Source organism: Hymenobacter radiodurans, assembly GCF_004355185.1.
In the GTDB taxonomy this organism is placed as follows: Bacteria; Bacteroidota; Bacteroidia; order Cytophagales; family Hymenobacteraceae; genus Hymenobacter; species Hymenobacter radiodurans.
In genome coordinates, this window is sequence record NZ_CP037922.1 from 3,252,244 (window position 1) to 3,264,359 (window position 12,116).

The following is a 12,116-nucleotide window of genomic DNA, read 5'->3' on the forward strand; positions in this document are numbered from 1 at the left end:
CCGCCCACACTATATAGGCTCGCAGCAAGCTCGGGTGGTAGTCGGTGGGCCACTGTGCGGGGGCGTAAAGGACAGATTAATGGGCTTACCGAAAGCCACCATCGACCAGAGCAGCGCCCCGAAGCTGATGAGGAACAGGTGCGGGATGTAGTAGAAAAATGGTACCTGACCATAGGTGCGCAGCCATTGGCTTAGCCGATTTGTAGCCGTTTCAACGCTAGAGAGCAAGAGCAGAGAAATGCCAAGCGTGAGACACAGAAATAGCAGGGAAGGCGGATATTTCGTGATATTAATAAACGACAGGACGCTGTAAATCAGTCCGCGTGGCTGGGGGCTCCAGGGCGTGGGGTCGCCGTACCAATTGGTGGCCCTTAATGCTACGAAGAACACAAGCAAGGCTATCCCGGCGAGGCGCAACAGGCGCGTACGCTGCGGGAGCGGCAGCTTAAACCACGGCCCAATCAGATATCCGGCCAGCATCACACCCAGCCACGGTCCAAATGAATAGGCGACCAACACAGGAGGCAAGGGCGGCGCGTTAAAGACAAACGGTCCATTATGCAGCAACGCCAGGGCCACATTATCGGCGGTGACAGGCTGAATGTTGGGCAGCATATTGTGCCCGGCTATAATGACGAATGCCAGCACCGCTAACAACCAGCGCGGCAGCCAGATCAGGCCGGCCAGCGCCACCATGCTCCAGCCAATCACCCAGATTACCTGCAATAGCACCATCGAATAGCCCCAGAACAGCATAAAGCTGATTAACACTACTTCCAGCAGCGCCAGCCAGAGGCCGCGCGTGAGCAAGTGCCAGCTCACCCGCATCTTGTCAGGTTGCCTCTGCTGATACAGCCAGATACTCGTACCCGACAGAAACACGAAAGTTGGTGCGCAGAAATGCGTTATGAAGCGCGTAAAAAACAGCAACACGGTTGTCTGAGCCACATCCTCCGGTCGAATGGTGGTGGGGCTCCAAAAGTCACGGACATGGTCGAGGGCCATGATAACCATCACTAGGCCCCGCACGATGTCAATTGCCTGCACCCGCGATACGGTCGCACGTGTAGCCACGGGCACTGCATATTCAGTAGAAACCTGTTGCATAGAGATGGCGGGTTGGGCAAGCTGACTACTTCGTTTTCAGGAAGTTATTAATCGCCTGATTTATCTCCTGCTTTTTTTCGTCGGTGGCACCATCCCAGATATCATTATGGGTCATATTTTCCATTTTGACGATCTGAATATCGAATTTTTTCTGTTCGGCGGCCGTCGGCAGCACGCCGTCATCGGCCACCTGGTCGCTGGAGCGAATGGTTAGGATATGCGGGCGGCGGGTGCGGGGAAGCGGCATGCGGCGGTTATCCAGCGTAACCACATCGCGCACCAGTTGCGGATATTTTTGGGCAAACAACGCGGCCATATCGCCGCCGTTGGAATGGCCTACTAGCAGCAGGTTTCTAAAGTCCAGCTCAGTATTGGTCTTTTTGAGGGTTTGCAGCACGAATAACATGTTTTGCACACCTCGCTCCCAATAAGGCCGTCGCACCTGCTGCGGATTGCCGGTGGTAGGCATGGGCGCTTCCTTGGGCAACTCATGCTGAATACTTACCACAAAGTAGCCCTGCGCCACCAGATTATACGCGACAAACTTATAGCTCGTATTCGGGTTGCCATAGCCATGATTCAGCAGGGCCAGCTTGAGCTTTCGCCGCTTTTCTGGGCTCCGCTTTGCCCCCGAGCCCGGCTCATATATGGCTACTGGCACAGCCCGGTTGCGGGCTTCATCGAATAGCGCCAACTGGTAGCTTTTCACCTCCCCTTTGGCTGTTTCGGCTAGCTGCTGTGGTACTGGTGTCGGATGTCCTGTTTTCGGGCTGCTGTCGGCGCAGCTATTTACTAGTAGCGTAAGACTAAGAACTGCGGCTATTCTTATCGGCATATAGGATTTTATCACACGCTGACTGTTGACTTATAAACTCGAAAAAAGCCCCCTAGGCGAAGGGCAGAAACACCTCGGCCAACATACAGCGGGCGCTGCCTCCTCCAACGGTTTCGATGGTGGGAATGGGCAGCGGAACCAGCGTGCAGTAGCGGCTGAGGGTTTGGCGCTGGTCATTAGTCAGCGCATCGTGGGCGCTCTGCGACATAACCAATAGCTCAGGGCCAGCAGCGGCGGGTTGTAGCGTGAGCATGTTGCCGGCAAAATGGGCCACCTGCGCCAGCGATATAGTCACAATTTCGTGCCCCGTGGAGACCAGCGCGTCTGTTACTGCTGCCTGCTCGGCGGGGTCGGTTATGCTTTCCAGGCAGATGACCGCAAATTTGCCCCCCACGCACAGCATTACGTTGGTGTGGTAGATGGCGTGGCCTTGCGCATCGGTAGCGCGGAAAGACACCGGGCGGTAACCTAGTAGGCTGGTTACTTGCTGAAACAAATCCGCATCGGTGCGGGGCGAAAGGCCAGCGTAGGTCACGCGGTGTTCATGGTCGAAAATGATGCTGCCGGTGCCTTCCAGAAAGCGGCCCTCCTGCTCGTGATAGGACAAGTCGATGACTTCCCGAACCGTGAATTGGCTACGCAACGAGTCCAGAATATCCGGTCGCCGCTCGGCCCGGCGATTGGGCGCGTGCATGGGGTACAGCACCACGCGGCCATCGGGGTGCAGGGTAAGCCAATTGTTTGGAAACACGGCATCGGGCTTGGGCGGCGCGGGGGTATCGTCGAATACCAGCACGCGCACGCCGTGTGCTCGCAGTTTGGCCACGGCCGCATCGAACTCAGCAAATGCTTGCTGCTGAATTGCCTCCTGCTCCAGCCCGGCTATGGTCTGCTGAAAATGATTAGACGCCGCCGTTTCGGTATTGAAACCAAACTGAACGGGCCGAACGAGAAAAACGGTAGAAGCAGACTGCATAGGCGGGACTGGGGGGCTTTTTTCACACAAAGAAAGTCATTCCAGCCACGCCAGCAGCGCGCATATTCTACGGTTTTTGCACCCGCCCGATTACGGCAAACAATGGGTCACTGCGGTGGGGCTGCGGGCTGCGGTCGAGTAGCTCAATCTGGTGCCAGTGGCCAGCAGCCAGCAGGTACTGCTTCACGAGGGCTAGATGGCCACGGTCGTCGAGGGCGTGCCAGGCGGCTACGGCTTTGGTGGGGAAGCAGCGGTTGGAAAAAGTAATGACCACGGGCGCCTCCGGCCGAAGCACCCGGGCCAGGTCGCGCAACACTTCCACGGGCCGCGTCAGGTAATCCACGGATACGCAAATGGCGGCGCCATCAAACTCATTTTCCTCGAAGGAAAGCATCGGCTCCTGATTCAGATCCTGCACCACGTAGCTTGCCAGTCGCGGATTAGCGCGCAACTCCTGCTCATTCATGCCCAAGCCTACCACGCGTTGATAGGCTACCTCGGGGGCAAATGACTCACCCAGCTACTCATCAAATCCAGCAGCGTGCCGTTGGACGGGAAATACTCGCGGTACAACTGCGTTACGGCTGCAATTGCGCCCTCGTCGATGTGCGTTACGAAGCGGGGCTGCTGGTAAAACTGCGCGTCGGGAGTTTCGTCGGTGCGGCGAAAAGCGGCCTCAGGAAAAAGTGAATCAGAAGCCATAAAGGCGAGTAGTTTTATAAGGTTTAAATTTAATCCGTCATCCTAGAGGCGGTGGTCATGCAGAGCGCCGCGAAGCATCTCGCTCGCTTCGTTGCAATGCTACCCCTGACGTCAGCACGCGAGATGCTTCGCTCCGCTCTGCATGACGGTCAATGGTATAGTACAACCACTGTTTGGTGTGACGGTTATTTACAACCAGACGGCGTTAATATGGGCGCCTTTACATCGACTGTTTTACTAAATACCCCCTACCGAATAGTTAAATCTTCCTTCCGAATCCAGCCGGTTGTTTTCACCTTTTCCCAGTTGATGAACGTGGCGAAAACTGCTGCTTCGGACGAGTCGCTGAGCGTCATTTTATCGCCGCGAATGCAGAAGGCACGGCGGCGCTGGGTCAGGTCGGGCGAGTCGTAGAAGTAGGTTGTATCCACGCGCACGGTACCGGTGGTGGCAACCTGCCGTACAGCACCAGCAGAATTACTTTTTGGTATCGCAGCTGTTACGGGCTTTTTAGATTGGGTAGGTGCGGGCTCCGGTGCAGGGCGACTGGTTGAAGTAGCGCGGGGAGGCGTGGACTTCGCCACGGTTTTGCTAAGCTGCACCTCCGTTTTTTTCAGCCAGCCTGCCACTGGGTCGCCGTCGGAATTGAAATAGCGGGTTTTGATAAAATTGCCACTCTCTCCTTCCGCATACACAATATCGCCCCGCAATACGTACTTACCGGTGGAGCTATTCACATCGGGTTTGGAATGAAAATAGGCTCTGGCGGGCAGAACTTTAAATGCCCCGGACAGAGGTTTAGTGCTCGCTTGTACAGGCGGCTCCTGTGTTTCATCCGCCGGAATTACAGACCCTAAGCGAGGCGATATTTCCTTTGGAGTATCCGGAACGGAGACGGCAGGTGGTGGCAGCTTCGTGCTAGCCATTGGTGCTTCAGAACTTCGTTGGGCGCTGCTTTTCTTCGAGAGCCAATAGGTTGAGCTCGCCACAACTAGGAATAGCGCAGCCAGCAGTAAGTAAGTCCGGCCTGTGCGCGGGCGACGGGCCGCCACGCGCCGGCTTGCATAAAAATGTCCCGATTGTGCTTGGTTGTTCATGCTACGGATAGGTGAAGGCTAGATACCGGCTCCGTACTGTTTACGTAGTTTTTTTGCTTCGGGAAGCTTTTTGGCAGTTGCCAGCCGAAGAATTATCTGGGGCTTAAGCAGGTGTCAGCTCCCGATCTGCCAGTACCTCGCGCACGGGGGCCCAGCGAATATCGGGGTAGCGGGCATTGTCCAGGGGTTCCAGCTTCGGTAGGCCACTGAACATGTTGTGCAGGTACTGCATGCCTTGCCAGGGCGGAAATACGTCGTCGCTCGTGGGCATGAGGGCTTTGGTCACCTTAATCATGGTACCAAAAGCGCCCAGGCCACCTACCCGGAACAACCGAAATTGCTCGCCCGTAACGGCGCTGGCTACTGCCTGCAAGCCGCGGATAGTGGCCACTTCACCAGCCACGCGCAAAAACCGGGGCGTAGTATCATCGAGGGCAGCGGCGGCGGTGAATGCGGCAGTGTCTTGGGTGGTGGTGAAGTCCAGCGCCTGATCTGCGTTGCCCCAATAAACAACCCGCTTAAACTTAAACAGGATAACCGGCGCCTGCCCCGTCAGCAAATCGGTGAACATGCCGTTCAGAATGGAAGTAGCCCGAATATGTGCCTTGTCGAGCCGCTCGGCGAACTCCCGGCGCAGATCGAGGTTGCGGTTGGAGCCCGGAGCCAGCTTGGTGTAGTCAATGCAATAATCTGAAGGGATGAAGCGCGGAACGCCGGCCGCCACAGCCGCTTCGAGCAGGCGCGTCTGCATCTCCACAATTACCTCCCGCAGCCCCGACACAGCCGAGACCACGCAGCTCGCGCCAACGCACGCTTTCGTCAGGTCCGCTACCTTGTTAAAATCAACTTCGATAACAGCGGCTCCCTGCTCGCGCAAGGCCGCCACGGCGGGGGCGGCGCTGCCGGCCCGAACCAGCGCCCGCACATTTGCCCCCCGCAGCAGCAAGTGCTTCGCAATTCGTCCCCAAGGTCGCCGGTGGCGCCAGCAAGCACTATTGTTTTTTGAGCGCTAGTGCGGGTAGTATTCTCTGTCGTTGATGCTGCCAAAATGAGGGGATGAACTGGGTAAGGAAAATGGTAAAGCGGCCTGCGGAACCGGCGTTGGGGTTCAGCCAGATCAAACCCGATCGGCCAGGGTTGCTAATACAGGTACCAATGCCGGAAGGTTATTGACAGCCAGGAAAATAAGACTGGCATGCGCACAAAAAAGCCCCCCACCATCGACCATAGGGTCGGTATCTGCGTACGCTTCAGGATAAAATCTCACTAAACCCGGAACCGATGAAACAAGTAGCTGCTGGCGTCAACCAGCTTCTCATTCAGCGCTTTGTCAACGTATACTTTGTGGAGGCCGGCGCCCCCGGCGAGTGGGTACTGGTAGATACTGGACTGCCGGGCTCGGCCAAAACGATTATTGCGGCAGCTGACGAGCTATTTTATCCCGGCACGCATCCCGAGGCCATTATCCTGACCCACGGCCACATGGATCACGCCGGCTCAGCTCAGGAGCTAGCTAACCATTGGCACGTGCCCATTCTGGCGCATCGACTGGAAATGCCTTTTCTGACGGGTAAAGCCGTGTACCCGCCTGCCGACCCGACGGTGGGGGGCTCTTTGGCTTTTGTCAGCCGTTTTTTTCCTCCCCAAACCTTTAATCTGACCGGAATTCACCCCCTGCCCGAGGGCGAGGAGGTACCGTATATGGCCGGCTGGCAATGCCTGCATGTGCCGGGGCACGCACCGGGTCAGGTAGCGTTTTTCCGGGCTGAGGACAAAACGCTTCTCGGCGCCGATGCCTTTGCCACAACCGTCCACGACTCGGTGCCGTCGATCCTGCTGGGCATTCCCAAAATCAGTCGGGCTGGTACGCCCTTCAATTTTGATTGGGAAGCCACGCATGCCTCGGTCGTAAAGCTTTCGAATCTGGAGCCTCAGGCAATCGGCTGCGGGCACGGTCCGGCAGTGCACGGCCCGCACGTGGCCAATGAGCTACGAGAGCTTGCGCTGCACTTCCCGGTGCCGCCTAAAGGCCGCTACGTAGACAATCCGGCCCGTACGGATGAGAATGGCGTTGAATTTATTCCCCTGCCCTACCTGATACGTTGCCAGCCCGCGCCGCTATGCTGGGCGGCGGAATAGCCCTGGCAACGCTGGCAGCGGTATTGCTCAGCAAACGTGATAGCAAGAAAGGAAAAGGCAAAAAGCAGAAGCGCAAACTAAAAGGCTACCGACCAGCCCCTGAAGCGATTCAGGAGCAGCCATTTCCTGATTATCCGTATAAAGAGAAGTACTACTAACCACACAGCAACGGCGGGCCTTAGGTCCGCCGTTGCTGTGTGTAGTGCTCGGCCGTGCTTACTTCCCGGTCCGATCTATTTTAACGCCTCCATTGGTAGTCACGGCCTTCACCGGCGCGCCACCCTTGCCGAGAGTGGCAGCAATTTCGCGGCCCAACATACCGTTTTTAGTGATGGGCAAATCTGCTTTTACGCCGCCTATAGAGGTACTGGTGGTAAGGCGGGCCGAGTAGTTTTGCGGTACCTCCCATTTGATGCCGCCATTGGTAGTAGCTATGTCGAGGCCGGTACCGTCCCACTTGTCCCCCGTTAGTTTGATGTCGAGGCCGCCGTTGGTGGTGCGGCCTTTCACGTCGCCGCCTACGCCGGCCAACGATACGCCGCCATTCTTAGTCTCAAAGACGATGGTGCCACGCACGTCTTGCAGGCGAATACCGCCGTTATTTGTGTTGAGCACCAGGCTGGTTTGCTGAGGAACAAATACCTCGTAGCTCACCGCCCACGTGTTATCGCCGGGAGCTTCGGCCCGCAGGGTGTTATTGGCCGTGCTGATGCGGATGGTAGGAATCTGCTGCCGGGCGGCGGCTTCAGTATCGCCCCAGGCCTGCACCACGGCCCGGATACGCACATCGGGCCCCGACCAGCCGCGCACGGTAATGCCGCCATTCTGCCGCCCATCGATGGTGAGCGTTTTGCCCCCCAGCGCGGGCATAGTAAGGTCACGGGTTTCGCAGATGCGCTTCGTGCGTTCGCCGCTGGAGTTGTTGTATTTGCCTTCGCAGGTAGAAGTAAAGGTGGGAGCCGTTTGGGCAGCGGCTGTCACAGCTGATAAGCTGAACAGAAATGCGGTGAGCAAGCTTTTCATAGCAAGTGGAAAAGATTGGATTGACACGATTTCCCCATTGACAAGCCACGTTCCCGGAAGGCTGCATTGCGCACGACCTCCTTCGTCCTTCTACCCTAGCAAGGGTCGAAGCACATCCGCGTGGCCCCTACTCACGCGCACCGTGCGCCCGCCTTCCAGCGTGGCATAAAAGCCCCCCGAGCCGTCGCGCTCCAATTCGCGCACCGCGTCCAGCGCCACCAGCACCGACCGATGAATTCGCACAAACTTCTGCGGATCAAGGCGCTGCGCCAGCTGGCTGATTCCCAAATTGCTCAGGTGCTGCTGGCCGGTTCGGGTATGGAGCGTGGCGTAGTCGCCAGCTGCTTCTACCCAGCGAATATCCTGCACGGGCACCGCTATCAGTCGCGCACCCTGCGGCACAAACAGCCGGGCCGGATACGTAGGCGCCACAGCGGCACTGGGGGGCAATTTTGTTTCCTCCAGGCGCTGCAACAGGCGCGTCAGGGCGGCATCGGGGGCGGGCGCCTGAGCCAACACCCGCTCCACCGCCTGCCGAAACCGGGCGCGGTCGTAGGGCTTCAGCAAATAATCGACCGCGCCAGCTTCGAAGGCGCTGAGAGCGTATTGGTCGTAAGCAGTAGAGAAAATAACGCGCGGAATACAGTTTAGCTGAGTCAGCACCTCGAAGCCCGTGCAGCCTGGCATCTGAATATCCAGAAACAGCAGGTCGGGCTGATGCAGGCGAATGGCTTCCACGGCGCTCAGCCCGTCGGCGCACTCCCCCACAATGCTGATTTGGGGAAAGTCGGCGAGGTACTGACGGATGATGGTGCGGGCCGGGGCTTCGTCGTCGATGAGAAGAGTCGTCATAAAAAGAGTGCAGGTCTTCTCTTAGAAAGTGCTTTGTAGCGTAGCCTTGGTAGGAATTTCAATCGGTTCGGCCTCCTTCTGAGCGGGTGTTGCCGCAAGTTGAGCAGCTGCTGGCAGCGGCAGCACAAAGCTGACTCGCATCCCGTGGGGGGCATTTTGGGTGATTTTTAACCCTGCCGACCCCAAAGCCAAAAGCCGGGCGTGGGTATTGCGCAGCCCTACCCCGGCGCTGGGCAGGAGTAGGTCAGACGGCACCTCCTTTATCCCAACGCCCGTATCGGCTACCTCCACGTGCAGCCCCGCGCTTACTCGGCTCACGTGTATCAGCACCATACCACCTGCCACGCTCGGCGCGAGCCCATGCCGCACCGCATTTTCTACCAACGGCTGAATCAGCATGGGCGGCAGCAGCTGCGTGTGCAGCGCTTCATCCACCTGAAACACCACACTTAGCCGCTCTCCAAACCGCGATTTTTCCAACTCCAGGTAGGAACGCAAAAAGCTAATCTCGTCGCCCAAAGGCAATTGCTCCTGCCGCGAAGCTTCCAGCGCAAACCGAAATGTGTGCGCCAGTCGGGCAATCAGCTCGCGCGTAGTTTCCAGCTCCGGCGGCACCGAGGCACTGATGGAGTTGAGCGTATTGAAGAGAAAATGCGGATTAATCTGCGCTTTCAGGGCCGATACTTCGCTTTGGTGCGCCTGGACCTGTAGCTGCTGCTCGCGCTGGCTTTGCAGGCGCAGCTGCTGGGTATAGCGAGCCACGTGGAGCAACCCAAACTGCACGCAGTAGAATAAGGCCGGAATGTACACGTCCCACACCCGCCCGTTGCCACCGATGCCGCTTTCGCCCAGCCAGTCCAATAATGCGTAGTAGCTCACAAACCACCCCGTAACCCACAACGGCCCTGCTACCAGGTGTACCAGCAGCTTAGTTGACCAGGCTGCTTTATCAAGAGGCGTGCGGAAAAATAGCCACCACACGGGCAGGGTCCAGAGGGCTTTCAGCGGATAGTCAAGCAGGAGTACGCGGCGCAGGTATGAGGGAAAAGCACCCGGATCAAACTCCTGCGAAGCGTAGGCAATGGTAGCCGCATAGAACACCGCGAACACCACATAAAAGGCTAGAATTGCCACCACGCTTCCTCGGCTGAAACGGGCGGGGGGCAAAGTAGCGATTGGCGAATAAGTCATTAGTAACCTGATAAATAGGCAAGGTCAACTTACGATTTTTTTGGACTCAGCACCCATTTTCCCAGCTTATTTAAGGCAGCAGGGCCGCCAGCTTGGCGCTCAACTCCTCCTTCGGCATCGACTTGCCCAGTATGCGCCCCTGTGGGTCGAGTAGTAGAGTGAGCGGAATGGCCTGGGCCGCGTAGGCTGCTACGGCAGCACTTTTGAAGCCCCGCATATCAGACACTTGCACCCAGGGCAGATTATCAGTCGCAATAGCTTTGAGCCATCTTTCCTGCGACTCATCGAGCGAGACGCCATACACTTCAAACCCTTTGCTTTTGTACTGCTGATAGAGCTGCACCAAATGCGGATTCTGAGCCCGGCACGGCTTGCACCAAGAAGCCCAAAAATCAATCAGCACGTAGCGCCCCCGCAACGACGACAAGGCAACGGGCTGGCCATTGGGTGCAGGCAGTATGAGTTCGGGCGCCACCTGGCCCACAGCGGTAGCTGCTAGGGCTTTGCGGCGGGCCAGCAGTTCCTGCGTATAGGGCGAAGCAGGCTGCATTTGGTTAAATACGGAGGTCATCGAATCGACGAAAGCTTCATTCTGCGGCCCACCAACCAGACTCAGAACAGCGTACGGCGCTACGGCCGACGCCGGGTGTTGGCGCACTAGCTCGATGGTGCTAGTGGTCAGTTCAGCAGAGGCTGCTTCCCAGCGGGCGGGCGTCCAGTCCTGTAGCCGGATAAGTTCGGCGGTGCGGGCCGCACGGCGCGCCTGAGCCGTTACCAGTTGTTGCAGCACGGCCGCTTCCGCCGAGCCACTCACCTGTGCTGTACCCAGCAGGTTGGTGGCATCGGCTGTCATTCGCAGCGTAGTTTCGTTATCAAGAAACACTGGCATGGCCTCACCCAATGCACTCACGACCAACCAGTACACGGCCGGCGCCGGCAATTTGCCCCCCAGCCGAAAGCGCCCCTGCGTATCGACCACGGCCGAATCTACACGGAGGCTTTGGGCATTGGTGAGGTACACCTTCTGGCCCGCCGTCGCATTGAGCAGCGCCCCATTCACTTCGTAGCCAACGGCAACGGCTTTAGCCGGTAGTTGAGTGGGCGCTGAAGTTCGTTGGCAAGCAAGCAGGCTCAGCAACATTAGCAGCGACGCAATTCTCCGGGGCGAAACGAGCGTGGGGGGCTTTTTTTTCGACAGCAATAGCATAGCGAAATCAGGTTAACGGCAGCAGAAGCAGTCAAACTTAACCGCCCTGATCTCCTTACTCGGGCAGTTTTCGACTATCAGCAGCAATAGCAGCTAAGTGGCAGCCGCTGCCGCTGAGTGGAAGCTAAATGCACGCAGTTTCCGCAGGCTTGCAATTTGCCCCCCGCCGGGCTTTCCGCTAACTTGCGCCCATTCGGCGCCCCACCCTCGCGCGCCGTCGCACTAAGCATCAATCACTACTATGGGAAGAGCATTTGAATTTCGCAAAGGCCGCAAAATGAAGCGCTGGGACCGCATGTCCAAAGATTTCACCCGCATCGGCCGCGAAATCGTGATGGCCGTGAAGGAAAGCGGCCCCAACCCCGACACCAACTCCCGCCTGCGAGCGGCCATGCAGAACGCCAAGGGCGTAAACATGCCCAAAGATCGCGTGGAAGCCGCCATCAAGCGGGCCAGCAGCAAGGAAGAGAAAGATTATCAAGAGGTTGTATATGAAGGCTACGCGCCCCACGGCGTGGCCATTGTGGTAGAAACCGCCACCGACAACCCTGTGCGTACCGTGGCCAACGTGCGCATGTATTTCAACCGCGGCAACGGCGCCCTCGGCACTGCGGGTTCCTCCGATTTTACCTTCACCCGCAAAGGCGTATTCAAGCTAGCCGCCGAGGGCCTCGACCGCGACGAACTGGAGCTGGAGCTCATCGACTTCGGCGCCGAAGACATCTACGAGGATCAGGAGGAAGACGAGCATGGTAATGTGAAAGAGTTGATTGTGGTAGAAACTGCCTTCACCGACTTCGGCCAGATGCAAAAAGCCCTAGAAGAACGCCACCTCAACGTAGTCGGCGCCCAACTGCAACGCATTCCTAATACCACCGTCACGCTGGAAGGCGACGAGTTGGAAGAAGTAATGAACCTGATTGAGAAGTTTGAGGAGGATGACGACGTGCAGGCCGTGTACCACACGCTAGGCTAAATCGCAGCTTT

The 12,116-nt window shown here is 57.6% G+C and carries 14 protein-coding genes; 3 read left to right on the forward strand and 11 right to left on the reverse strand.

The window, feature by feature from the left end; translation table 11 throughout:
* Positions 1-9: 9 nt before the first annotated feature.
* From EPD59_RS14915 to EPD59_RS14940, 7 genes are all read right to left on the reverse strand, one after another.
* Entirely contained in the window at positions 10-1,107 is a 1,098-nt protein-coding gene (locus EPD59_RS14915; RefSeq protein ID WP_133273478.1) for a DUF1624 domain-containing protein, read from the reverse strand.
* Between the two features lie 25 nt (positions 1,108-1,132).
* Entirely contained in the window at positions 1,133-1,957 is an 825-nt protein-coding gene (locus EPD59_RS14920) for an alpha/beta fold hydrolase (protein ID WP_240731438.1), read from the reverse strand.
* 37 nt (positions 1,958-1,994) lie between these two features.
* The gene (gene ctlX / locus EPD59_RS14925; protein ID WP_133273479.1) at positions 1,995-2,918 is read right to left on the reverse strand and encodes a citrulline utilization hydrolase CtlX; all 924 of its coding nucleotides are present in this window, start codon (positions 2,916-2,918) and stop codon (positions 1,995-1,997) included.
* Positions 2,919-2,985: 67 nt separating this feature from the next.
* Entirely contained in the window at positions 2,986-3,399 is a 414-nt protein-coding gene (locus tag EPD59_RS14930; protein WP_240731439.1) for a methyltransferase domain-containing protein, read from the reverse strand.
* Between the two features lie 11 nt (positions 3,400-3,410).
* The gene (locus EPD59_RS22725; RefSeq protein WP_240731440.1) at positions 3,411-3,620 is read right to left on the reverse strand and encodes a hypothetical protein; all 210 of its coding nucleotides are present in this window, start codon (positions 3,618-3,620) and stop codon (positions 3,411-3,413) included.
* A gap of 248 nt (positions 3,621-3,868) precedes the next feature.
* Complete coding sequence (locus tag EPD59_RS14935) at positions 3,869-4,357, reverse strand: hypothetical protein (RefSeq protein ID WP_133273480.1); 489 nt, start codon at positions 4,355-4,357, stop codon at positions 3,869-3,871.
* A 463-nt stretch (positions 4,358-4,820) separates the two neighbouring features.
* A complete protein-coding gene (locus tag EPD59_RS14940) occupies positions 4,821-5,663 on the reverse strand; it encodes an NmrA family NAD(P)-binding protein (RefSeq protein WP_317128379.1) in 843 nt (280 codons plus the stop codon).
* A 335-nt stretch (positions 5,664-5,998) separates the two neighbouring features.
* On the opposite strand from EPD59_RS14940, the gene EPD59_RS14945 reads away from it, so the two are divergent.
* Complete coding sequence (locus tag EPD59_RS14945) at positions 5,999-6,856, forward strand: MBL fold metallo-hydrolase (RefSeq protein WP_133273482.1); 858 nt, start codon at positions 5,999-6,001, stop codon at positions 6,854-6,856.
* Entirely contained in the window at positions 6,838-7,014 is a 177-nt protein-coding gene (locus EPD59_RS21655) for a hypothetical protein (RefSeq protein WP_165963617.1), read from the forward strand. Before EPD59_RS14945 ends, EPD59_RS21655 begins: the two co-directional genes overlap by 19 nt.
* A gap of 58 nt (positions 7,015-7,072) precedes the next feature.
* Here EPD59_RS21655 and EPD59_RS14950 read toward each other — a convergent pair whose 3' ends face one another.
* The 4 genes from EPD59_RS14950 to EPD59_RS14965 form a co-directional block, all read right to left on the reverse strand.
* Positions 7,073-7,879, reverse strand: a complete 807-nt coding sequence (locus EPD59_RS14950) for a DUF4097 family beta strand repeat-containing protein (protein WP_133273483.1) — start codon at positions 7,877-7,879, stop codon at positions 7,073-7,075.
* Positions 7,880-7,969: 90 nt separating this feature from the next.
* Complete coding sequence (locus tag EPD59_RS14955; RefSeq protein ID WP_133273484.1) at positions 7,970-8,731, reverse strand: LytR/AlgR family response regulator transcription factor; 762 nt, start codon at positions 8,729-8,731, stop codon at positions 7,970-7,972.
* 21 nt (positions 8,732-8,752) lie between these two features.
* Positions 8,753-9,922, reverse strand: a complete 1,170-nt coding sequence (locus EPD59_RS14960; protein WP_133273485.1) for a sensor histidine kinase — start codon at positions 9,920-9,922, stop codon at positions 8,753-8,755.
* Positions 9,923-9,992: 70 nt separating this feature from the next.
* Positions 9,993-11,129, reverse strand: coding sequence for a TlpA disulfide reductase family protein (locus EPD59_RS14965; RefSeq protein WP_133273486.1), 1,137 nt, complete (start codon positions 11,127-11,129; stop codon positions 9,993-9,995).
* 241 nt (positions 11,130-11,370) lie between these two features.
* Here EPD59_RS14965 and EPD59_RS14970 point away from each other — a divergent pair, with 241 nt between their 5' ends.
* Complete coding sequence (locus tag EPD59_RS14970; protein WP_133273487.1) at positions 11,371-12,105, forward strand: YebC/PmpR family DNA-binding transcriptional regulator; 735 nt, start codon at positions 11,371-11,373, stop codon at positions 12,103-12,105.
* Positions 12,106-12,116: the final 11 nt, after the last annotated feature.

What these genes read in the sequence shown, in the direction of transcription:
- EPD59_RS14915 (WP_133273478.1), bottom strand. Translation starts at nt 1,107, where the DNA reads ATGCAACAGGTTTCTACTGAATATGCAGTGCCCGTGGCTACACGTGCG.
- ctlX (WP_133273479.1), bottom strand. Translation starts at nt 2,918, where the DNA reads ATGCAGTCTGCTTCTACCGTTTTTCTCGTTCGGCCCGTTCAGTTTGGT.
- EPD59_RS22725 (WP_240731440.1), bottom strand. Translation starts at nt 3,620, where the DNA reads ATGGCTTCTGATTCACTTTTTCCTGAGGCCGCTTTTCGCCGCACCGAC.
- EPD59_RS14945 (WP_133273482.1), top strand. Translation starts at nt 5,999, where the DNA reads ATGAAACAAGTAGCTGCTGGCGTCAACCAGCTTCTCATTCAGCGCTTT.
- EPD59_RS21655 (WP_165963617.1), top strand. Translation starts at nt 6,838, where the DNA reads ATGCTGGGCGGCGGAATAGCCCTGGCAACGCTGGCAGCGGTATTGCTC.
- EPD59_RS14950 (WP_133273483.1), bottom strand. Translation starts at nt 7,879, where the DNA reads ATGAAAAGCTTGCTCACCGCATTTCTGTTCAGCTTATCAGCTGTGACA.
- EPD59_RS14955 (WP_133273484.1), bottom strand. Translation starts at nt 8,731, where the DNA reads ATGACGACTCTTCTCATCGACGACGAAGCCCCGGCCCGCACCATCATC.
- EPD59_RS14960 (WP_133273485.1), bottom strand. Translation starts at nt 9,922, where the DNA reads ATGACTTATTCGCCAATCGCTACTTTGCCCCCCGCCCGTTTCAGCCGA.
- EPD59_RS14965 (WP_133273486.1), bottom strand. Translation starts at nt 11,129, where the DNA reads ATGCTATTGCTGTCGAAAAAAAAGCCCCCCACGCTCGTTTCGCCCCGG.
- EPD59_RS14970 (WP_133273487.1), top strand. Translation starts at nt 11,371, where the DNA reads ATGGGAAGAGCATTTGAATTTCGCAAAGGCCGCAAAATGAAGCGCTGG.